This window comes from Fulvivirga imtechensis AK7 (assembly GCF_000331535.1).
Taxonomy (GTDB): domain Bacteria; phylum Bacteroidota; class Bacteroidia; order Cytophagales; family Cyclobacteriaceae; genus Fulvivirga; species Fulvivirga imtechensis.
In genome coordinates this window covers 1-22,339 of record NZ_AMZN01000089.1, presented here as the reverse complement: position 1 = coordinate 22,339, position 22,339 = coordinate 1, and the positions used below count along the sequence as shown (strand labels likewise).

The window sequence follows — 22,339 nt, the reverse complement described above, 5'->3', positions numbered from 1 at the left end:
CAATCGGCCATAGAACTGTCAGAAAATATTATTCATTTTCGTACAAGATGATATTCATCTCTTCCAATTTGTGAAACTCTTTATCTGCTGTTATTAATGGCAGTTTGTGAAAATAGGCAGAAGCAGCGATTATTGAATCGGGGAGTTTTAACCTGTACCGTTTCCGAAACTCAATAGTTAATTCCTTTATCTCCTGTTTAAGTTCAATGATGGTACAGTTGTTAAGCAAGCCTTTAATGTCAGCTTCCGATTCATTTGTTAATTTAGGAAATGATAGCAGCTCAAGCTCGGTGACAAAAGAAATGGTCAAGTCCTTATCAGAAATTATTTCAACCACTTCGGGATCGCCTTTAAGGAAATACAATAAAATATTTGTTCTACAAAAAGTCTAGTCCCATTCATTTCTCATTTGTTTTTGATATTCAAGAGGGTCAATATCTGTTTTAAGCACACCTGCATACTTCTTTATATTTTTTTTAGGTGTTTTTGAAAAAGCTTCATTTAGAAGCTGCTTCATTTTTTCGATTGGGGTTCCTCTTTTTATAATTGTTATCATTGTAGCACATCATTTATTTGAATATAACAAGATTATAAGAACTTAACCTATTTATTCATTTTTATGTTCATAACGTGGTTCAGAAGCTTGAATTAAGTTTTACCCTCAAACACACCGCTGGTCTTATCACTCGCTAGCGAACTCAACTCCTCCAGAGTATAACAGTAAGGTGTAGTAATAATATTGCTGCCATTTTTAAAAAATGATACCACCCTGGCTTCTTCGGAAGATGGATCAAACCGGTGCTCAAAGGGGACCTCTACGCCCGACATTGTATGGTAGTCGAAAGGCTGATTTTGTTTTACAAGCACATTTTTAATAGCGATGGCCTGGCCTTTTCGGTTCAGGGTATTGGACACCCCGATCATCACCTGCGCATTGGTTTCAAAGCCAATGTTAAAAATATAGCTTTCCTTTTCGTTCCAGTCCATATTTTCACACTCAATGTACAACGCACCATTTCTGATGATCATATAGGCGCTTTTGTACTGGTGCCCCATGGTCTTCGTCTCCACCACCACTATGTCTTTGGGGTCCTCTCTGATGATAAAAGGTGTTTTGATGAGAACAGGGCTGTTATCTGTTTTTTGGTAATAACGGTAATAGTGGCCAACGAAGTGCTTTCTCAGCAGCCAAAGAGTATCATTCAGTTTATTTGAAGAAGCATTTGTAGCGGGGTTTACAGATTCTTCTCTGTGGTTTTTCCAATCATCCCAATCCTGAAGGTTGACCCCGAGGAAGGTGAGCAGTACGTTAAGCTTTTTATCTTTTGCATCGCCTCCATTCCAGTAGCCCTGTAGCGTTTTTCCACTGATCCAACTGTACGGCTTTTGGTGGTTCATGCCTTTCAGGTGCTCAATAAAGTCTTCGATGTTCTTCAGTTTGTATTTGAACAGGATGTTATCAAATTCGTGCTCACCGAACAAGAGGAAATCTTTCACCAGAAAAGGGGCATCAATCACTTTTCTGGTCACTTCCTGGTTGATCCTTCTGGCTATCCTTTCAAAGGTGGTGCGGGTAAAATTTTGCCAATCATGTGCTGTACTTTTAATGCCTATGATGTTGGTAATCACTGAGGAATTTTCGATTTCCGTACGTATTTTCTTTGGGATCATGTTGGTTTTGGTGACAGAAATTTATAGAAACTTACTGCTATTTCAGTGGATATCAAAGGTTCGTCAAAGGTTCGTCAATGGTTATTCCAATGATTTGACCAGGATTTGACACGCTTAATAGAGTTAACGATTTTGTTGTCAGTAAGTTATGAATTTCTATAAATAAGATCTGACCGTTTTTAATTCCAGTCTGCCCCTGTTAAATATGTCACGGTCAACCAACCAATACTATATGAAGAAGATTTTTACACTTTTAAGCTTTGTTATAGTCTGTATCGCTTGCCATGTCACTTATGGCCAGGGGCAGACTGTTACTGGAAAGATTACCGCTGAAGACGGGAATCCTTTGCCGGGAGCATCAGTCGTGGTAAAAGGCACTACAGTGGGAACAGTTACAGATGTTGACGGTAATTATACTATCGAGATGTCATCAGGCGCTACTACTCTAATGATATCTTTTATAGGTTATGAAACCGTAGAAGTGCCCGTTCAGGGGCGGAGCGTTATCGATTATCAATTACAGCCGGACATTACCCAGCTCAATGAAGTGGTGGTTACAGCCTTTGGTATTGAGCAGGAAAAAAGAGGTTTGGGTTATGCTGTAGAAGAGGTCAGTAGCGATGATATAACAAAAACCAAACAGGCCAATCTGGTCAACGCCCTGCAGGGACAGGTAGCAGGCGTTCAGATCACCAACTCGGGAGGAGCGCCCGGTATGAGCTCACGGATCATCATCCGCGGGCTTACCTCTCTTGATCCTGGTGCTGACAACCAGCCGCTCTTTGTGGTGGACGGTGTACCCATCGACAATTCAACAGTGGAATCGAATGGAACACCACGGGGGCTGAGTAACAGGGCCGCGGATATCAATCCAAATGATGTAGAGTCTGTATCCATTCTGAAAGGCGCTGCCGCTACCGCCCTCTATGGTGTGCGAGCAGCTAACGGAGCGGTCATCATCACTACTAAAAAGGGGAAAGCAGGAAAAATGGTGGTGAATATCAAAAGCTCCATTGGTTTTGAGGAGGTCAATAAATACCCCCAATTCCAGGAAGGATTCGGACAAGGTTTTTCAGGAGACTATAGCAATGATAGTTTCTGGCCAAGCTGGGGAGCGCCTATAGCAGCAGGTCGGATCATCGATCCGGAATATGTGTATTATGATAACACCAAAAGCGTAATGCAAACCGGGAAGCAATATGATAACTATGTAAGTATCTCCGGAGGCAGCGAAAATGCTACGTTCTTTACATCGGTTTCAAATTTTCAGCAAGAAGGCGTGATTCCATTCAGCACCTGGGACAGAACTGCTGTGAAGCTCTCCGGTACTGTGAATCTCAATGAAAAACTGGACATCACCGGGTCGGTAAACTATGCCAAATCAGGTGGCGACCGGGTGCCTCACGACAGGATCATGGAAACACTGATGTACTGGGCATTTACGCAAGATGCTACCGATTACCTCAATCCAGATGGTACACAGAAGACTTACGGTAATTCCAATCCACTCTATACTGCGCGATACTGGACTTATGAAGATGATGTCAATAGGATAATAGGTAATGTGAATGTTAACTACAAGCCATTGGAGTGGCTGAACATCATGTACAGACTTGGATCGGATTATTACAGTGATCAGCGCACGGAGATTTTGCCGGGACCATTAGGTGTTGAAAATGAATTTCCGTTGAGCAGTACTGGATTTATTGAGCAGACAAGGATCAACAGCAGGGATATTAATTCTACTTTGAATTTAACGGTAAGCAGAGATATTACAGAACGATTTTCAGCTTCATTGCGACTGGGGCATGATGTATTCGACCGTGATAGAAATACTATTGTAGCCAGAGGAAATGAATTCGTTATCCCCAGGTTTTACCACCTGAGCAATGTAACGGAACAACTTACTTCGGAAATCATCCGAAAACAGCGATTAGTCGGTGTTTATGGTGATCTGACATTGAACTATGACGACTTCCTTTACCTGAATATTACAGGAAGAAACGACTGGTCTTCAACGTTGCCAAAAGAAAACAGATCATTCTTTTATCCTTCTGTGAGCCTTGGATTTGTATTTGATGAATTGCTCAATTTGCCGGACTTTGTTTCCTACAGCAAACTTAGGGCGTCTTATGCTGAGGTTGGCAAAGATGCTCAGCCCTACTCCACAGCAATTACATACACATCTGCAGATGGCTTTCCGTTGAATGGTGAATTAGGTTATACCCGGTCAAATACCTTGGGTTCAGCAGACCTTAAGCCAGAAAGAACAACATCAATAGAGTTCGGCTTAGAAGCTAACTTCCTGCAAAATCGACTGGGAATAGACCTTACCTGGTATAAGTCCAACAGTAAAGATCAGATTATTCCCGTTCCGGTATCGAATGGAACCGGTTTTACTCGATTAATCACCAATGCCGGAGAGCTTGAGAATAAGGGCGTTGAACTGGTGCTTAGCGGCACTCCTATTAGAAATGACGCCTTTACCTGGAATGTTAGGTTGAATTTCACCAAAAACAAAAACACTGTGGTAGATATCAGGGAAGGCATTGAATCCATTGTGGTGGGTAGCCAGTTCGGCTATGTTGGTAGTTCAGTAACTATGACCCTGATCGAAGGCGATCCATATGGCAACCTGTATGGCACAAGCTATGAAAGGTATTATGCCAATGGCAAACCCGAAGATTTAACTATTCTTGACAGAGACCTGCCGCTGTTGATAGGCAGTGATGGTTTTCCTGTGGCAAATGGTGATCAACTGATTCTGGGTAATGCCATGCCGGATTGGACTGCAGGCATGACTAACACCTTTACCTATAAAGGGCTGAGCCTGTCACTTTTGATTGATGCACGATATGGTGTCGACCAATTCAGTCAGTATGATAACTTCTATTCTGCCTTTGGTATGCTTGACTACTCTACCAACAGGAATCAGATGGTAATTTTTGATGGTCGATTGGCGGATGGATCGGCTAATACACAGCAGGTATGGCTCGGACAGGGGTTGGGTCCGGATTATGTGGATTATGGGGCCGGATTTTACAGGAATGCCTACCGGGGAATATCTGAGAACTTTGTTCAGGATGCGTCCTATATCAAATTAAGAAATGTTACGCTGGGTTATGATTTACCGGCATCTATCATTTCCTCAACTCCTTTCCAGCGGGTAAATGTTTCCGCTTCAGCCAACAATATTATCTTATCCACCCCCTGGAACGGGTATGATCCCGAATCATTTAGTGCGGGGGCAGGAGGAAATGCTACTGCATTTACCGGACTGGGCTATCCGGGAGTGAGAAGTTACTTCTTCACTTTGAATCTAACACTTTAAAGCAATGACCATGGAAAAGAGAACATATAAAAGACATTTTGTAGCCTGGGCAATGGTCGCTTTGACCGCCCTGGGTTGTGACGACTATCTCGATATCAATACGGATCCGAATAATCCGTCTGTGGCTCCGCTGTCGGGTTTATTGGCCAGAACAAGCTTCGAAACCGGTGACAATATTCAAAATGCCGGACTTATTACTTCATATTATGTACAATACCTGGCATCGCCTAATGCCGCGAGCGCTACTGACACTCAGGAGCCAGTGGCTTTTGACCAGACTTGGTTTGAACTATACGATGTAATGACTGACCTTAGCGACCTGGAGCTACAAGCCGAGGAGTTGGAGGCATTTAACTATGCCGGTATAGCCAAGATATTAAAGGCTGTTAATTTGGGTATCACGGTTGATCTTTGGGGGGATATTCCCTATACAGAAGCCTTTTTTGCCCAAACGCTAACACCTGCCTACGACACCGATCATGGACTTTACAACGTGATCCAACAGTTGCTGGACGATGGCATTCAGGATCTGGAAAGTGGCAACTTCTCTTATGAAGTTGAGAATGACGACTTTATTTACGAAGGTGATATCGACCTCTGGATTAAAACAGCGCATGCATTAAAGGCGAGATACCTGTTACATTTGAGTGAAACGGGGGATTACGATCCAACTGCTATACTCAATCAGGTGGAGGGTAGCTATACCGGTAATGCTGATGATGCAACGGTGAGTTATTTTGCCGAGCAGGTGAACCCCTGGGCCAGTGTGGCCATTAGCAATGCCAGCCTGATACTGGGTGGATGGATATCGGAACAGTTGATAGAGGCCATGGATGGTACCACATATGGAGTGGTTGACCCCAGGATGTCTTTCATGTTCGGTACTACCAATGGGGGTGAATTTATAGGAACAGAGAATGGAGCAGGGCGGGGAGATGCTCCGGAACAAGGAGCTAGATCTACTTTGGTAGAGGGAACTTACTATTCCAGCCGTACATCGCCCATAGAGGTAATAACTTATGCTGAATTGAAGTTCATAGAAGCCGAAGCAGCGCTAAGCAGTGATCCAGCCAGGGCTTACCAGTCATACCTGGATGGTATTGAGGCTCATATGGAAAAACTTGGTGTAGACAATGCTGATATTCAGGTATATCTGACTGATCCTCAAGTAGCAGTGGGCGCTGGTTCGCTTACACGTGCTCTGATTTTGAAGGAGAAGTACATCGCCATGTTCTTGCACCCTGAAACCTGGGTAGATGCCAGAAGGTTTGACTACCAATATGCTGATATGACTGTACCTGCTAATCTTAACCCTGAATTGGGGGGAGAGTTTATTCGCAGGTTGATCTATCCTGATTCGGAAACACAAAGAAACAGGCAGAATGTGCCAGATGTGACGCTGTTGGATCGCTTGTGGTGGGACCAGTAGTTGAAATATTAAATCGGAAATCAGAGATCAGAAATATGAAAATAAACTTTCAATAATGATGAATAACTATAAAAGAATATACTTTATCGCAGCATGGATGTTGCTAACGATTATAGCCTGTGATGAAAATGACGTTCTCCCTGGCCACTCAGTGGTGGGTGAAGCTTATGCCACTAATGTAGATTTTACAGTAGACAATAATAATCCTGTAGTGGGGGAGACAGTGGAGATCACACTTTCTTATGTCAACTACAGTGAAGATCCTATAGCGTCAGTGACTTTCCTGCAGCGGATAGACGGTGGAAGTCGAACGGAGATCAGTTCTATGGATGAAAATAATGCGCCAATAGACGAGGAGGTTGTTCGGACCTTCGACTATACTGTACCGGCTGGTGCTAAGGTTACCATCTTTGTCGAGCTTCGCTCTGCTAAAGCGTTTCCTCAGGTTGAAAAAATTGAATTGTCTGTTCAATAAATAAGTGAGTGTGATAGAGAAAAGGGGTTAAATTTACTCTATGCGTAATTTAATTCCCTTTTCATCATTAAATTGTAGAATGTCTGCATCCAGAAGAAAGTTTGTTCAGCAATTGGCAGCGGTGCCTGCTTCATTGTGGTTTTTTGCAGGGGCAAATGCCCCTGGCTGGTCAAGAAATGACCAATTTGCTAAACACGTTAAACCGGCAAGGCTTCAAGAGGGGGATACTGTAGGGCTGATCAGTCCGTCAGGAGCTATTTATGAGAGCGAGCCCTATGAAGTAGCTATAGAAATACTTGAGGCGCTTGGCCTGGAGGTGAAGCTGGGGAAGCATTTATTCGACAGGTATGGACATCTGGCGGGAAAGGATGAAGACAGGGCCGAAGAGATCAATCAAATGTTCAGAGATGATGCTGTAAAAGCCATTGTTTGCCTGAGGGGAGGATCAGGCGCTGCCAGGATACTGGATAAGTTAGATTACAAGGCTATTGCTGCTCATCCGAAGATTTTCATAGGCTATAGCGATATTACAGCTTTTTTATTGGCTATTTATGCCAAAACGGGACTCATTACCTTTCATGGGCCGGTGGCTACCTCGGAATGGAACACTTTTTCTTCGGAATATTTCAAAAAAATACTCTTTGAAGGAGGACCCGTACTGCTGGAAAATCCACCAAAGGGTGAAGATGAACTGGTTCAGGTTGAAAACCGCACACGGACGATTGCGTCTGGTCAAGCTCTAGGGGTGCTGGCTGGAGGTAATCTGTCTGTGCTTGCGGGTCTTGTGGGGTCAGGCTATCTTCCAGACTGGAAGAATAAGATCCTATTCCTCGAGGAGGTGGGGGAGAAGATATATGCTGTGGACAGAATGATGTCGCAACTTAAACTGGCCGGAGTATTTGACGAACTGAGTGGCTTTGTAATGGGCAGGTGTACCCGGTGTCATCCGGGTGACGGCTACGGCTCACTAACACTGGAGGAGGTGATCGATCATTACATCAAACCACTGGGGATCCCAGCCTACAGCGGCGCCATGATAGGGCACATCGGGAAAAAATTTACGGTTCCTATAGGATTGAAGGCACAAATTGATGCGGACAAAGGAACTATAAAACTGCTGGAGGGAGCCGTAATATGAAGTTGATCAGCCAGAACTTTAAAAAACAGTGGCTGGCTGTTTTCCTGTTGATAGCTTGCCAGTCTGAACCCAGGATCGTCCAAAAGCCTATCATTTACAATCATGAAAGGGAACGACTTTCTTTGGAGTACATTCGGGAGCGATATGGTATGGAGCTTGACTCAGCCAAAATAGACCCTAAGATAATAGTCGTACACTGGACAGCCTACCCCGACCTGAAGCAGTCTTTTGATGCGTTTTATCCACCGGTTCTTCCCGGTACAAGAGCCGATATCCAAAGTGCAGGTAGCCTCAATGTTTCAGCACATTTTCTAGTGGATAGGGACGGCACTATCTATCAATTATTGCCGGAAACAACATTTGCGAGACACGTAATAGGTCTTAACTACTGTGCTATAGGCATTGAAAATGTGGCGGACGGCCATGAGTATCCATTGACCGAAGCACAATTTGAAGCAAATAAGGCGCTTATTGCTTACCTTATTAAAAAATACAGTATCGAATACCTTATCGGGCATGATCAATACAAAAATTTCATCGGTCATGAGTTATGGAAAGAAAAGGATCCTGACTATTTAACGGACAAAGATGATGTAGGAAAAGAATTTATCGACCGGCTGCATGAAGCCATTGGAAATAAAGCATTGAAAAAAGCGCCTGGAGAAAAATAGTATGAGGATAAACTTTAGTCATTCTAAACTTATTCCAACGATAGTGATCGGACAGGCTAAGATGAAATCGGTAGTCGACAAAAGTGGTAGGCAAAAAAGAGAAGTCGTGAGTAATGCAACTTCCGACTTCGGTTTTCGAGCTTGTCCATTTCAATACTAAATGAATGCACAATGAAGAACTGGATGCCAAAGATCTGGACCATTATGAGTTTAACATTATTACACTGTAGCCCCGAAATGATGTCGGTAAAGGAAGATGAGAGCCTGCTGGAGAACCTGATGAAAACACATCCCGATCAGTTCCAGGATATCCTTAAGAATAAAGACAAATATGAGGTGCAGATCATCTATACACAGATCAACCGGGATAGCAACAATGCGCCTTCTTTTCAGTCTTTTTACTACAATTTTGATCCTGATCGATATTTCTACCCGGCCAGTACGGTAAAAATGCCAGTGGCTTTTATGGCTTTAGAGAAGCTGAATAAAATGAAGGTGCCAGGTGTCGATAAATATGCTGCAATGCTCACGGATAGTGCCTACTCCGGTCAAACAGCCGTTCTGAAGGACTCTACAGCAGCCACAGGCTTGCCAGCCATTGCTCACTACATCAAAAAGCTTTTTATCGTTAGCGACAACGATGCCTACAACAGATTGTACGAGTTCGTTGGACAGCAGGAGGTCAACAATAAACTGAAAGCAAAGGGCTATGACGATTCCAGGATCATTCACCGGCTGTCCATTTTTCTGAATGAAGAGGAGAACCGCCATACCAACCCTGTGCGGTTTGTGGCAGGCGATTCTACACTTCATGAGCAGCTTATGGTTCGCAATCCTGATCCGCTGCCACTAAAAGGCGAGGTGCTAAAAGGCAAGGGTTACATCAGTGGGGAAGAGTTGGTTGAAAGCCCCATGGAGTTTACTCATAAAAACTTCATACCGCTTGATGAGTTGCAGTTGATGCTCAGGGCAGTTGTGTTTCCTGGATACAAAGATCAACAGCACACATTTGACCTTACAGAGGAAGATTACCAGTTTCTCTATCAGTATATGTCGCAGTTGCCCTCGGAGACGACCTGGCCGCAATATCCTTCGGAAGAATATTATGATGCATATAGCAAATTCCTCATGTATGGAAATGACAAAGCGGCTATTCCAAAGCATATCCGAATTTTTAATAAAATAGGTCAGGCATATGGTTACATGATCGACAATGCTTATATCGTTGATAACAAAAATAAAGTGGAGTTCATGCTTTCTGCAGTCATTCACACTAATGAAAATGAAATTTACAATGACGGGCAGTATGAGTACGAACAGGTGGCCTTCCCGTTCATGAAAAACCTGGGGCAGCTCATATATCAATATGAATTGAACAGAAAGCGGCTATTTCACCCTGACTTTTCGCGATTTATGGTGAATTATGACAAAGTGTTAAAGGTTTCTGAAACATTACACCCCAACCTTTATCAAAACTATCAACACTATCACGTCCCGGCCCTGGATTATAGAAGGATAAAACGAAAGGATATCGAGCCATTTATCGAAAAATCCAAATCATTGCCAGGATTCGAAGTGTCTAAGTTGGGAGAATCCGTGGAAGGTAGAGAGATCAATCTGGTAAAAGCTGGAGAGGGCGCAACTAAAGTGTTGCTATGGTCGCAAATGCATGGTGATGAATCTACGGCTACCCGTGCATTGTTTGAAATATTCAACTTCCTTGCTTCTGATGATGCCTTAAATGTTTTTAAAGATAAGATACTTAAGGAAACAACACTGTATATCATCCCGATGCTCAACCCTGATGGTGCTGAGGTTTTTAAAAGACGGAATGCCCTTTCCATTGACCTTAACCGCGATGCATTACGATTGATCTCCCCTGAAGCACGGATATTGAAGGAAACCCGGGACAAATACGAGCCTGAGTTCGGTTTTAATCTACATGACCAAAGCAAGCATTACAATGCCTACCGCACCGGCAAAACGGCGTCAATTTCATTTTTAGCTCCGGCTTACAACTATGAAAAAGAAGTGAACGAAGGCCGGGGTAAAGCCATGAAACTGATCGTTTCGATGAATGATGTGCTCCAGGAATACATTCCCGGAAGGATAGGCAGGTACGATGATGCCTTCGAACCACGTGCCTTTGGTGACAACATGCAAAAATGGGGTACCAATACAATCCTGATCGAATCCGGAGGATACCCCGGAGACCCGGAGAAAAAGGAGCTGGTGAAAATGAATTTTGTAGCCATCCTGCATGCGCTGAGTGAGATCGCTGAAAGCAGGTACCAAAACATGCCGCTAAATGCTTATTACCGGATCCCTGAGAATGACAGAAAGTTTTATGATCTATTGGTTCGCAACGGACAGGTTTTTAGAAACGGAAAGTACTACACAATGGACATCGGAATATTTAACTCCGAAAGAACACAAGAAGGTGAGACCTACCACCAAAGCTCCATTGACGATATGGGTGACCTCTCGACCTTCTACGGATATGAAGAACTGGATGCCGGTGGAATGAAGATCATCCCGGGTGAGATATATCCGCCTGTGGTAGAGGTAAGCGCCATTACAGAAGAACGTGCCCGTGAGTGGCTCCAGGCAGGCTATACAGCGGTGAAGGTGAAGCAAATACCTGACGCAAAGATCAGTGCTACATTACCCATCAGCATCGTGCCTGCAGCACAGGATATTCTGGTTGCACCTGATCTTGGGCAGGAAGCGAATTTCCTGATAAGCAAAGGCGATGTGGTGAGATACGCAGTGATCAATGGCCGGGTAATTGAACTATTTGATGAATAACAAAAGTTAAGATATGATAGATCTACAAGTTGCAGATCAGCAGTTGGGAGGAACTGCCTGCATAATAACCGGGGGTCTCCTGGAAACCATCCATGCCAAAACGGCTCATGGACTGATCCGCGAGTCAAAACGATTTGATATACTGGGAGTGATCGATGATAAGCTGGCAGGGCAGGATGCAGGAAAAGTGGTGGATGGAAAAGCGCGGAATATTCCTGTCGTGGCATCCATTCAGGAACTGCTTAATAAAGTTGGTGATAGGCCAAAGTATGCAGTTATAGGCATGGCTACAAAAGGCGGCAGGCTGCCAGAGAGCCTCTACCCGGTAGTTAAAGATGCTCTTGAAGCGGGGATGAGCATTGTCAATGGGCTGCACCAGCCGCTATCTGATATTGAAGAACTACAGGCCCTGGCCATAAAAAATGATGTTCTCATTTATGATATCCGAAAGCCCAAAGCCTTTAATGATCTTCATTTCTGGAAGGGTAAAATTTTGGAAGTGGATTGTCTGAAGATCGGTGTCTTAGGTACAGATTGCTCGATGGGTAAGAGAACAACGGCCAGATTGCTCACCAATGCTCTCAACGAGGCTGGGGTAAAGGCTGAGATGATCTTTACCGGCCAGACCGGATGGCTGCAGGGCTCTAAATATGGATTTATCTTTGACGCCACGCCTAATGATTTTATTCCAGGTGAGATCGAGCATGCTATCCATAGCTGCTGGGAAAATGAAAAGCCTGAGGTGATCCTGGTTGAAGGACAGGCCAGCCTGCTCAACCCCGGAGGGCCTTGCGGTTCGGAGTTCATCATTTCCGGAAGATTGGATGGTGTTATTCTTCAGCACCATCCGGTGCGCGAGCGATACAATAACCTGGAAAGTTTTCCGGCTACCATTCCTGATGTGCTTAAGGACAAGGAGATCATCAAATTACTGGGTGCAGATACTTGGGCAATTACACTGAATACTTCTAAAATGTCTACACAGCAAATTGAAGACAGCCGGGCGGACATTATGAAGAGAAGCCGACTGCCGGTGATATGTCCTATGGAAGATGGGGTAAGCGGTCTTGTGGAATTGATTAAACAACGATTAGTAAAAGCATGAATAAGAGTCATTTAGTCTCTAGTCCTGAGTATAGAGTAAAGATTTTCGAAGGAACTCAAGACTACGACACTCGATACTGGGGATTCGGGACTCAATACTAAAAATTATATAATATGAAAATAGAGTCGATAGAGGTTTGGAGGATGAACCTGGGCAATACCAGACCCTATACCATTGCCTTCAAAACGGTAGATGATGTGGATTGTGTGTTTGTAAAGCTGAATCTTGAAAATAGTACTTTTGGCCTCGGAGCAGGAAATCCCAGTCAGCAGGTAGTGGGGGAGTCGTTAGATGATACACTAAATACGCTTTCAGAGGAAAATCTGGAGTTTCTCATAGGGCGGGATATTCGGGAATTTTATGGCTTGTTGGACGAGGTGGTGCGAAATTTTCCTAAAACACCGGCTGCAAGAGCAGCATTGGACATAGCTATTCATGATGCATTCACCAAGCACCTGGGCGTACCTTTGGCTATGTTTTTAGGACAGAAGATCAGGAGCATGGCCACTTCAGTGACCATCGGGATCAAGAATGTGGAGGACACGCTGAAGGAAGCACAGGAATATTATGAAATGGGTTTCCGAGTGTTGAAAGTGAAGACAGGAAAAGATGTCGATGAAGACATAGAACGTATGGTCAAACTTCGTGAGGTCTATGGAAACCAGATGATCGTACGTGTCGATGCCAACCAGGGATATGATGTGGCTGCGCTGAAGAAATTTTACGACAAAACTGGAAAACTTGATATAGAACTGATAGAGCAGCCTACTCCAGCTATGGATATACAGCTTCTCAAACAACTTCCTGATCCGATAAAAGCCATTATTGCCGCTGATGAAAGCCTGCTTTCACCCAAAGATGCTTTTACACTGGCTTCACCGCCCGGAGCGAGCGGTATTTTCAATATCAAGCTCATGAAGTCGGGAGGCATTTACCCCGGACGTCAGATAGCTATGATAGCTGATGTTTCCGGTACCGACCTGATGTGGGGCTGTAATGACGAGAGTGCCGTGAGTATCTCTGCTGCGTTACACACCGCACTTTGCTTCAGCAACACCAAATATCTCGACCTTGACGGTAGCCTGGACTTGGTGGTAGATGCTGTTTCAGGTGGATTTCAGATCAAAGATGGATGGATGTCGGTGACCGATAAACCGGGATTGGGAGTCGAATTGCTTCAGCAGGTTTCGGGAGGCACCCTGTAGGTTAGCCGTGAGTAGTTAGTCATTAGTCTTGAGTAAAAAAGAAAGGTATTGTGTATCTTCTCAATATTTGAGGCCCAGTACTCAAGACTAATGACCCAGGACTAACTACTAACGATTGTAACTAAAGTCACACTTCGGGGGGCATTCTATTGTTAAATTTGTTAATAGTTAAAATTAACAAAGAATTGATATGTCAAAATTTCAGGAATTGATCAATGGAGACAAGCCGGTGCTGGTAGATTTTTTTGCCACATGGTGTGGGCCGTGTCAGATGATGGCGCCCATATTGGACGAATTGAAAGCTGCTATAGGCGATAAAGCCAAGATCATAAAAGTGGATGTCGATAAAAATCAGCAGGCTGCGGCTGCTTTTGGTGTTCGTGGAGTGCCAACATTGATGCTTTTCAAAAATGGCCAGGTGAAGTGGAGGCAGTCAGGAGTAGTGCCTACTAACCAGTTGAAAGCAGTGATAGATCAAAACGCTTAAACGATCTTGAGATGTATTTCTTTTTCGGTTAATTTGAGGAAGAAATATCTGAGCTATTCAAACGAGTGATCGAAGAATTTTTTGTTGGAGATAAAAAACTGGTGCTTTTTCCGGAGAAAGCGGTATTTTGGGAGTCATTGAGAATTCTTTTGATCTCCGACATGCACCTGGGCAAGATCAATCACTTCCGCAGGTCCGGAATTCCGGTTCCACATAAACCTAATGACGAGAATATTGAGAGACTGATAGCGCTGTTGCAGTGCATCAATCCGGAGCGGGTGATGTTTATGGGCGACCTCTTTCATAGCCATTATAATCCCGAGTGGGAAGTTTTTGGTCAGGTATTAAGATATTTCCCGGCTATCTCTTTTGAACTGGTGCAGGGCAACCATGATATCATGAGCGACTATCAGTACCAGAAGCATCAACTCGTTGTCCATAACGAGCCGATATGTATTGACGATTTTATTTTATCTCACGAGCCGTTAGAGGCTGTTCCTGCTGGAAAATATAATATTGCAGGGCATATTCACCCTGGTGTGAAGCTGCGCGGTAAAGGAAGGCAGGGACTACGGCTTCCATGCTTCTACTTCGGAGCTCAACAGGCATTGTTACCTGCTTTCGGAGAGTTTACAGGGATGCATATGATCAAACCGTTAGCGAACGACCAGGTTTTTGTTATTGTGGAAGGGAAGGTGATAAAACTCTAAAAGAGGGGGGCTTAAAAGTCAGTCGTTATTCCAAACTTGATTTGGAATCCCCTGGAAATGAGCAGAAACTAATCAGGGGATCCTGAATCAAGTTCAGGGGACGTCAGAAGGCGACTTTTAAGACCCCCTCTTTTTCTCTGCTCGCTCAGCAGTTAAATATTATACTTTATTTCCCCTTAAAAACTCCTCAATATCCATTTTTCTCTTTCCTTCGATCTGAAGCTCCTTTACATCAATACCTCCATCCTGCGTGTGGAAATGCAGGTATTTTTTACCATCAGAGGCATAGTCACCGGGAGAGAGAGCTTTTAATTCATTATTCATTGCCAGCTTCTTTACCAGGTAGAGCTTCAGGTTTTTGCCGTTGATTTCAGTCCATGCTGCAGGATAAGGAGAAAGACCCCGGATAAAATTATATATCTTGTCGGTTGGCTGATTCCAGTTGATCTGGCAGGTTTCCCGGAATATCTTTGGTGCGGATTTTAGCTCCTGGTCTTCATTCTGATCCATCTGGGGGTAATCGCCTCGCTGGATGGCTTGCACCGTTTTCAGCACCAGTTTTGCACCTTTTTGCATCAGCCTGGCATACAGGTCTCCGACTGTATCATCCTCTCTGATCGGTTCCCTTTCCTGGAAGATGATCTTTCCCGTATCAATCTCGTGCTTCAGAAAGAAAGTGGTGACCCCCGTTTCTTTTTCACCATTGATAATGGCCCAGTTGATGGGAGCAGCGCCTCTGTATTGCGGTAGCAGGGAAGCATGAAGATTAAAAGTGCCGATCTCCGGCATATTCCAGACTGCCTCAGGAAGCATACGAAAGGCTACAACGATTTGCAGACTAGCATTGTAGCTTCTCAGTTCATTAATAAACTCGGGCGATTTCAGATTCGTTGGCTGTAGGACCGGGATGTTATGTTTTACAGCACAATCTTTAACAGGAGAGATGGCCACTTTTTGTCCCCGACCCTTTGGCTTGTCAGGAGCGGTGATCGCTGCAACAACATTAAAACCATTTTCAATAAGTATTTCCAGGGACGGCACGGCAAAATCCGGTGTGCCCATATAGATTATTCGCAGGTCCTTCATGCTCTCATGGTTGATGAGCTGCAAAGATTAGCGGTTTTATTCTTTTTGCAAACAATTTAATTGGCTTTCCCAAAGTGACGACTCAATCTATCAGTATGTGCTCCCTCTTCCCAAAGTCATCCTAAGGCATCCAACAACTTTCAGTTGATTTTGTGGATAATGACACTATGCTGCCATCATTTACGACAGAAGAAACTGAGGAAACAGAGATCGCAACTAATCGCGTCATCCTGAAATTTTCGTAGAGCAGCGAAGAAAATATTCAGGATCCCCTGATCCATGGCAGAAGCTGAAGCCCGGACACCGCCAGTAGCGAGGAGATCCCGGATCTTCACTGCGTTACGTCCGGGATGACGGAGTTATAAATTGAATAATCAGTTGACTATCAGCGTGTAATAAAAACTTGTCATCCTTGACGCAGGAAGGATCTTACTAATTTAGAAGGTACGTCCACGGACTTGGTAAGATTCCTCGTTCCCCGGAATGACCCGTTTTGTTAATTTTCATGGCATTTTCAACTCTGGGTTTGGATTTTTTCCAAATTTACAAGCTCGCAATGATGATATTTTACTGGAGCTTTGCCTACTACCTCTGCCTACCGCCGATTGATCTATCATTCATACAAAAGGTACTTCTCCCGCATCTTTCGATACTGCTCCAGGTCCGGTGCCCAGCTTTTTCTGATCTCTTCTTCAGATATTCCTTTCTTAATCTGCTGTTTTAATTGATCAGTACCAGCCAGTTTGTCAAAAAAGTTATTGAAGTAATCCTCCCCCCCATACTTTTTGTAGAAGTCAATGATGTATTTCAGCGTGAATCCTCCTTCGAAATCGGTATCCTCAAAACTAATCCCGTAGCAGGTTTGCCCTTCATAAGGCGGATATTTGGACATGCCATCGATGCTTTTCGGAGTAAACTGGTGTGCCATATCTGTAAACTGCGGATGACCGATCTGTTGAAAGGGTTTGTAAGTGCCCCTACCAACACTGATCACGGTGCCTTCGAAAAGACACAGCGAAGGGTACATTTTTACAGACAGGCCATTGGGTAAGTTAGGAGAGGGTTTTACCGGTAGCGAATAATCTTCATCATGGCTGTAATTCTTAACAGGGATGACCTTCAAATCACACTTGATGCTATTATTTAACCATCCTTCTCCGTTGATCATCTGAGCGAGTTCACCCACTGTCAATCCATGCAGGATTGGTATCGGGTGTAATCCTACGAAAGACTGGAATTCGGGTTTTAACACGGGACCATCCACATACATGCCATTGGGGTTAGGTCTGTCGAGGATGAGCATTTTAATATCATTTTCCGCGCAAGCTTCCATTACATAATGCATAGTGCTGATATAGGTATAGAACCTGGTGCCAACATCCTGGATATCGAAGATCACCAGATCGATTCCCTGAAGCTGCTCCACTGAGGGTTTTTTGTTATTGCCATAAAGAGAAATAATGGGCAATTGCGTGGCTATATCTATTCCATCTTTCACTTTTTCTCCGGCATCGGCATCACCTCTAAAGCCATGCTCCGGGGCGAATACTTTCTGAATTCTTATGTCAAGACTGAGGAGCGAATCCACCAGGTGAGTTTTTCCTATCACAGAAGTGTGGTTCACCACCATACCTATTTTCTTACCCTTTAACATAGGCAAATATTCATTCGTTTGCTCTGCTCCTGTCAGTAGCAACTGAGGATCTTCCGGCTGGCTGATGCTGCATGAGGAAAAGAATAAATAAAATGATATGAATAAAATAAGCCTGTTCAACTGTTAATTCTTTAATTTGCGTTGTAATAAGAGTACATAAATTTAAACGATATTCTTGAACCTATCTTATTTTATATCCAAAAGAATTACCAGCCAAAGTGGTAACAGCTTTTCTTCGACCATACATAAAATAGCAATTGGCAGTATTGGGATAGGACTTGCTGTTATGATCGTCTCTTTCCTGATCCTGAAAGGATTTCAGAATACGGTTTCCGATAAGATCTACAATTTTAGCTCTCATATCCAGATTACTAAATACACCATGGGTAATTCATATGAAGAGTCGCCTATTTCTCTTGACAACGAACTCTACAATAATTATGAGAGCTACGGCTTTGTGAAACATGTACAGGAGTTTAGTCATAAAGCCGGCTTGATCAAAACGGAGGAAGAGGTTTTGGGAATTATCTTTAAGGGCGTCAGTAAGAGATTTGACCAGCAAAAATTTAAAACCAGCCTTGTTGAGGGCAGGTTCATATCCTTTGAGGACAGCACATATTCAAAAGAGGTGCTGTTAAGCCGTACGATAGCCAACAAGCTCAGACTAAGCATTGGAGATGATGTTATCGTTCATTTTTTCCAAAACCCACCCCGGGTAAGGAAATTAGAGGTGGTGGGCATTTATGAAACCAATCTGTCTGAATATTACGATGCTAAATTCATTATCGGAGACATTCGCCTGATCCAGCGACTCAACAATTGGTCTGATAGTATTGCCGGAGGCATGGAAGTGTTTATAAGCAATGCCAATAAAATCGGTGAGGCCGAACAAATGCTGGAAGAAATCGTTGATTATGATTTTTACGTAGAGCCGGTGAGAGAGAAATATGTACAGGTATTTGACTGGTTGCATTTGATCAGCAGACAGGTAAATATATTTCTGGGTATCATTCTTTTTGTTGTTTGTGTGAATATGATCTCTATTATCCTCATCCTCATTATGGAGCGCACACAAATGATAGGATTATTAAAATCGTTTGGAGCCAATAACAGGCTGATCCGAAGTATATTTTCATATAATGGGATACAGCTCATCCTGAAAGGATTGCTTATCGGCAATTTGTTGGGACTTGGGCTTTGTTATATTCAGTATCAGTTTAAGGTAATACCCCTTAATCCGCACGATTACTACATGAGCTATGTTCCTATTGGGTGGGACTGGCAGGTGGTATTGGGGCTCAATTTACTCACTTTTATTGTGGTGAGCCTGATCATCCTTATCCCAACCATAATAATAGCACGAATTAATCCCATCAAAAGTATCAAGTTTGACTGATTGAGGTCGGTTATTCTGACATACTTTAAAATTGGCATGTAGGTATAAGTTATGGTTGACAGTATTTGAGGCAACTTGCTTCCACTTCTGAACGTACTGATTAATATTTGTTGATGAAGAAGAAAATTTTTTTACTGGTCTAAATTGACCTATTTTTGCCCAAACTACTAGCATTCATGAGTCAGGAAAAAATTAAGCTCAATACTATCGAGGAAGCCCTTGAAGATGTGAAAAACGGTAAGGTTATTATCGTTGTTGATGATGAAGACAGGGAGAATGAAGGAGACTTCATCTGTGCAGCAGAATGTATTACTCCTGAGATTGTCAACTTTATGGCTACCCACGGCCGTGGTCTTATTTGCGTGCCGTTAGTAGAAGATCGCTGTGAAGAACTGGGGTTAGAACTAATGGTTGGCAGGAATACAGCCACCTTTGAGACCCCATTTACTGTCTCTGTAGACCTGATCGGTCATGGTTGCACCACAGGAATATCTGCCCACGATCGTTTTAAGACTATAAAAGCATTGGCCGATCCTGAAACTAACCCTGAGGAGCTGGGCAAGCCCGGACATATTTTTCCTTTGAAAGCTAAAAGGGGAGGAGTGCTAAGAAGGGCCGGACATACCGAAGCAGCTATAGACTTTGCCAGATTGGCGGGGTTCAGGCCTGCCGGGGTACTTGTTGAGATCATGAATGAAGATGGTTCCATGGCCAGGCTCCCTGATCTTGTTCATGTGGCTAAGCGTTTTGATCTGAAGCTGGTTTCCATCCAGGATCTGATACAATATCGTATAGAGAAGGAAAGCCTTATCCAAAGGAAGGTTGAGAATGTACATATGCCTACAGAATACGGGGACTTCAAGTTGGTGGCTTATGAGCAGACCAATACCGGAGATAACCATTTGGCATTGATAAAAGGCGAGTGGAAACCGGATGAGCCGGTGCTCGTAAGGGTACATTCCTCATGCGTAACAGGTGATATATTCGGCTCATGCCGATGCGACTGCGGGGGCCAGCTACATGGTGCCATGCAAATGGTGGAGAAGGAAGGAAAAGGAGTGGTTCTCTATATGAACCAGGAAGGAAGAGGAATTGGCTTGGTAAATAAATTAAAGGCTTATAAATTACAGGAAGAAGGTCTGGATACAGTAGAAGCTAATCTGAAACTGGGCTTTGAAATGGATCAGCGTGACTACGGTATCGGGGCACAGATTTTGAGGGACCTGAATATTCATAAGATCAGATTGATCTCTAATAATCCTAAAAAACGTGTCGGACTCATCGGCTACGGGTTAGAAATAGTGGAGAATGTGGCAATAGAAATGGTGCCCAATCAACATAACCAAAGCTATCTGATGACCAAGCGTGATAAGATGGGCCACCAAATATTAAAAGACAAAGGTTAACGAGTGAAGAAACTTTTATTTTTCTTTTTGGCGATATGTTTTAGCTATGGGCTTGCCTCAGCGCAAACTTTTCCCTCAGAAGTGTGGCATGATGGCAAGGTAGTCCTTTTGGAAGGAGATACACTGAAAGGACAAGTAAAGTATAACCTTGAGACCGACCTGGTACAGTTTAGCCATGATCAAAAGACTATAAAAACATATACGGCCAGAAAGCTTTTTTTCTTCGAGATCTTTGATAACCTTTCCAATCGTTACCGGCAGTTCTATGTACTTCCTTATGGGATTAAAAATAATTATAAGGCGCCCGTTATCTTTGAAGTACTTCTTCAGGGCAAGGAATTGAGCGTACTAAGTCGTGAGTCTGTTGAGTATCAGGTGAGTAACTATCCCTACTCTATGGCTGGGTCATACACACGCATGGTATTGGTGCATACCCATTATTTTTTAAAGTCTGATGGCACCATACATCAGTTTTCAGGTAAAAAGAAAGATCTTATCTGGATCATGAATAAAAAGTCGGGTGAGATAAAGAAATTTATAAAAGCCAATAAGATCCGAACAGATAAGCGCCCGGACCTGATGAAAACTGTCGCTTATTATAATTCTCTTTTTGAATAAACATATTTTAGACCAGAAATGAAAAAACCACTGATCCTGGTATCAAATGATGATGGTATTTCTTCTAAAGGAATCCGCACTTTAGTAGAGGTGATGAAAGAATTGGGTGAGGTAATAGTTGTAGCGCCCGATGGCCCTCAATCCGGGATGGGGCATGCTATCACTATTGGAAATACCCTTCGCCTGGAGGAAACAGATATATTTGGCGATGTAACTGCCTATGAATGCTCCGGCACCCCGGCTGATTGTGTGAAAATTGCCAAACATTTTGTGTTGAGGGACCGCAGACCTGACCTGGTGGTTAGTGGTATTAATCATGGTAGCAATACCTCAATAAGCGTACTCTACTCTGGTACTATGTCAGCAGCCATTGAAGCAGCCATTGAGGGTATGCCTGCTATTGGCTTCTCTCTTTGTGATTATTCCTCTGATGCTGATTTTAACCATACCAGAGAGCATATTAAGAAAATAGCAGAAACAGTACTAAAAAAAGGCCTGGCGAAGGGAGTTGCATTGAATGTCAATTTCCCGGCTAAACAAAAGGAAAAGATAAAGGGTATTAAGATATGCAGACAGGCCAGGGCAAAATGGCAGGAAGAATTTGATCAGCGTTATGACCCACGAGGTAGAAGGTATTTTTGGCTGGCTGGCAATTTTGTTAATTTCGATAAAGGAGAAGATAATGACGAATGGTCCATCGCCAATAACTACGTTTCTGTGGTGCCTTGCCAGTTTGACCTTACAGCACATCATGCTATCAGTTTGCTCAATGATGAATGGGAGATTTGAGCCTCTGTAAAAAGATACAATTATTGAAAACTCATCCCTTCATCGCGTGGTCATCTCGACTGTAGGAAGATATCTATTCACCTTAGCACTTCTTCCCTTTAAAATAGACTCCCCTCACTGGCTCGACAATTACTTCCGTGACATGCCATGCAGCAAGTCAGCAGGTATAGATATATTGAGAACAAAACTAAAGTAAGTCTGAGAATAGAAAAGTGGGTAAAGTAATTTGGCAAATACAGATGCTAAGCTTTGATCCCTATCTGCATAGATCCCTCCTTGGGTACCAATGACAAGTTTTTATTACATGCTGATAGTTAGATAATTATTCCAATTCCCCACTTCCGTCATCCCGGACGTAAC

General features: G+C 43.4%; 19 protein-coding genes. 14 read left to right on the top strand and 5 right to left on the bottom strand.

The features are described 5' to 3' along the window. Positions 1–28 precede the first annotated feature (28 nt). From C900_RS23525 to C900_RS23520, 3 genes are all read right to left on the bottom strand, one after another. A complete protein-coding gene (locus C900_RS23525) occupies positions 29–364 on the bottom strand; it encodes a type II toxin-antitoxin system VapC family toxin (RefSeq protein ID WP_009582799.1) in 336 nt (111 codons plus the stop codon). A 24-nt stretch (positions 365–388) separates the two neighbouring features. Then, positions 389–556 (bottom strand): hypothetical protein, encoded by a 168-nt coding sequence (locus C900_RS30085; RefSeq protein WP_009582798.1) that lies wholly within the window; start codon positions 554–556, stop codon positions 389–391. 92 nt (positions 557–648) lie between these two features. Next, positions 649–1,671: a hypothetical protein gene (locus C900_RS23520; protein ID WP_009582797.1), complete on the bottom strand. Its 1,023-nt coding sequence runs from the start codon at positions 1,669–1,671 to the stop codon at positions 649–651. Between the two features lie 232 nt (positions 1,672–1,903). Here C900_RS23520 and C900_RS23515 point away from each other — a divergent pair, with 232 nt between their 5' ends. From C900_RS23515 to pdeM, 10 genes are all read left to right on the top strand, one after another. Continuing rightward, positions 1,904–5,002 carry a SusC/RagA family TonB-linked outer membrane protein gene (locus C900_RS23515; RefSeq protein ID WP_009582796.1) on the top strand — a complete coding sequence of 1,033 codons (3,099 nt, stop codon included), beginning with the start codon at positions 1,904–1,906 and terminating at the stop codon, positions 5,000–5,002. 10 nt (positions 5,003–5,012) lie between these two features. Continuing rightward, the gene (locus C900_RS23510; protein WP_009582795.1) at positions 5,013–6,431 is read left to right on the top strand and encodes a SusD/RagB family nutrient-binding outer membrane lipoprotein; all 1,419 of its coding nucleotides are present in this window, start codon (positions 5,013–5,015) and stop codon (positions 6,429–6,431) included. Between the two features lie 55 nt (positions 6,432–6,486). After that, positions 6,487–6,906, top strand: a complete 420-nt coding sequence (locus C900_RS23505) for a hypothetical protein (RefSeq protein ID WP_009582794.1) — start codon at positions 6,487–6,489, stop codon at positions 6,904–6,906. 40 nt (positions 6,907–6,946) lie between these two features. Beyond that, positions 6,947–8,044, top strand: coding sequence for a S66 peptidase family protein (locus tag C900_RS23500; RefSeq protein ID WP_245558479.1), 1,098 nt, complete (start codon positions 6,947–6,949; stop codon positions 8,042–8,044). Further along, positions 8,041–8,715 carry a peptidoglycan recognition protein family protein gene (locus C900_RS23495; RefSeq protein WP_009582792.1) on the top strand — a complete coding sequence of 225 codons (675 nt, stop codon included), beginning with the start codon at positions 8,041–8,043 and terminating at the stop codon, positions 8,713–8,715. The genes C900_RS23500 and C900_RS23495 overlap by 4 nt, the downstream gene beginning before the upstream one ends. A 171-nt stretch (positions 8,716–8,886) precedes the next feature. Next, complete coding sequence (locus tag C900_RS29495) at positions 8,887–11,523, top strand: serine hydrolase (protein WP_157494163.1); 2,637 nt, start codon at positions 8,887–8,889, stop codon at positions 11,521–11,523. A 13-nt stretch (positions 11,524–11,536) separates the two neighbouring features. Further along, positions 11,537–12,628, top strand: a complete 1,092-nt coding sequence (locus C900_RS23480) for an N-acetyltransferase DgcN family protein (RefSeq protein WP_009582790.1) — start codon at positions 11,537–11,539, stop codon at positions 12,626–12,628. Positions 12,629–12,741: 113 nt separating this feature from the next. Continuing rightward, complete coding sequence (locus tag C900_RS23475; RefSeq protein WP_009582789.1) at positions 12,742–13,833, top strand: mandelate racemase/muconate lactonizing enzyme family protein; 1,092 nt, start codon at positions 12,742–12,744, stop codon at positions 13,831–13,833. Positions 13,834–14,023: 190 nt separating this feature from the next. Then, positions 14,024–14,320, top strand: coding sequence for a thioredoxin (gene trxA, locus C900_RS23470; protein WP_009582788.1), 297 nt, complete (start codon positions 14,024–14,026; stop codon positions 14,318–14,320). A gap of 65 nt (positions 14,321–14,385) precedes the next feature. After that, positions 14,386–15,030 carry a ligase-associated DNA damage response endonuclease PdeM gene (gene pdeM / locus C900_RS23465; protein WP_009582787.1) on the top strand — a complete coding sequence of 215 codons (645 nt, stop codon included), beginning with the start codon at positions 14,386–14,388 and terminating at the stop codon, positions 15,028–15,030. A 159-nt stretch (positions 15,031–15,189) separates the two neighbouring features. Here the strand turns inward: pdeM and fmt are convergent, their stop codons facing one another. Both fmt and C900_RS23455 read right to left on the bottom strand, forming a co-directional pair. Then, the gene (fmt, locus tag C900_RS23460; RefSeq protein WP_157494161.1) at positions 15,190–16,116 is read right to left on the bottom strand and encodes a methionyl-tRNA formyltransferase; all 927 of its coding nucleotides are present in this window, start codon (positions 16,114–16,116) and stop codon (positions 15,190–15,192) included. 613 nt (positions 16,117–16,729) lie between these two features. After that, a complete protein-coding gene (locus tag C900_RS23455; protein WP_009582785.1) occupies positions 16,730–17,890 on the bottom strand; it encodes an exo-beta-N-acetylmuramidase NamZ family protein in 1,161 nt (386 codons plus the stop codon). Between the two features lie 55 nt (positions 17,891–17,945). On the opposite strand from C900_RS23455, the gene C900_RS23450 reads away from it, so the two are divergent. The 4 genes from C900_RS23450 to surE all read left to right on the top strand — a co-directional run bounded on the left by C900_RS23450 (position 17,946) and on the right by surE (position 21,979). Further along, positions 17,946–19,166 carry an ABC transporter permease gene (locus tag C900_RS23450; protein WP_040497402.1) on the top strand — a complete coding sequence of 407 codons (1,221 nt, stop codon included), beginning with the start codon at positions 17,946–17,948 and terminating at the stop codon, positions 19,164–19,166. Positions 19,167–19,342: 176 nt separating this feature from the next. Then, complete coding sequence (locus tag C900_RS23445; RefSeq protein ID WP_009582782.1) at positions 19,343–20,572, top strand: bifunctional 3,4-dihydroxy-2-butanone-4-phosphate synthase/GTP cyclohydrolase II; 1,230 nt, start codon at positions 19,343–19,345, stop codon at positions 20,570–20,572. Between the two features lie 3 nt (positions 20,573–20,575). After that, positions 20,576–21,190: a hypothetical protein gene (locus tag C900_RS23440; protein WP_009582781.1), complete on the top strand. Its 615-nt coding sequence runs from the start codon at positions 20,576–20,578 to the stop codon at positions 21,188–21,190. 18 nt (positions 21,191–21,208) lie between these two features. Next, complete coding sequence (surE, locus tag C900_RS23435) at positions 21,209–21,979, top strand: 5'/3'-nucleotidase SurE (RefSeq protein WP_009582780.1); 771 nt, start codon at positions 21,209–21,211, stop codon at positions 21,977–21,979. Positions 21,980–22,339: the final 360 nt, after the last annotated feature.

Coding starts and splice junctions, on each gene's coding strand:
- C900_RS30085 (WP_009582798.1), bottom strand. CDS start 556: ATGATAACAATTATAAAAAGAGGAACCCCAATCGAAAAAATGAAGCAG.
- C900_RS23520 (WP_009582797.1), bottom strand. CDS start 1,671: ATGATCCCAAAGAAAATACGTACGGAAATCGAAAATTCCTCAGTGATT.
- C900_RS23515 (WP_009582796.1), top strand. CDS start 1,904: ATGAAGAAGATTTTTACACTTTTAAGCTTTGTTATAGTCTGTATCGCT.
- C900_RS23510 (WP_009582795.1), top strand. CDS start 5,013: ATGGAAAAGAGAACATATAAAAGACATTTTGTAGCCTGGGCAATGGTC.
- C900_RS23505 (WP_009582794.1), top strand. CDS start 6,487: ATGATGAATAACTATAAAAGAATATACTTTATCGCAGCATGGATGTTG.
- C900_RS23500 (WP_245558479.1), top strand. CDS start 6,947: ATGCGTAATTTAATTCCCTTTTCATCATTAAATTGTAGAATGTCTGCA.
- C900_RS23495 (WP_009582792.1), top strand. CDS start 8,041: ATGAAGTTGATCAGCCAGAACTTTAAAAAACAGTGGCTGGCTGTTTTC.
- C900_RS29495 (WP_157494163.1), top strand. CDS start 8,887: ATGAAGAACTGGATGCCAAAGATCTGGACCATTATGAGTTTAACATTA.
- C900_RS23480 (WP_009582790.1), top strand. CDS start 11,537: ATGATAGATCTACAAGTTGCAGATCAGCAGTTGGGAGGAACTGCCTGC.
- C900_RS23475 (WP_009582789.1), top strand. CDS start 12,742: ATGAAAATAGAGTCGATAGAGGTTTGGAGGATGAACCTGGGCAATACC.
- trxA (WP_009582788.1), top strand. CDS start 14,024: ATGTCAAAATTTCAGGAATTGATCAATGGAGACAAGCCGGTGCTGGTA.
- fmt (WP_157494161.1), bottom strand. CDS start 16,116: ATGAAGGACCTGCGAATAATCTATATGGGCACACCGGATTTTGCCGTG.
- C900_RS23445 (WP_009582782.1), top strand. CDS start 19,343: ATGAGTCAGGAAAAAATTAAGCTCAATACTATCGAGGAAGCCCTTGAA.
- surE (WP_009582780.1), top strand. CDS start 21,209: ATGAAAAAACCACTGATCCTGGTATCAAATGATGATGGTATTTCTTCT.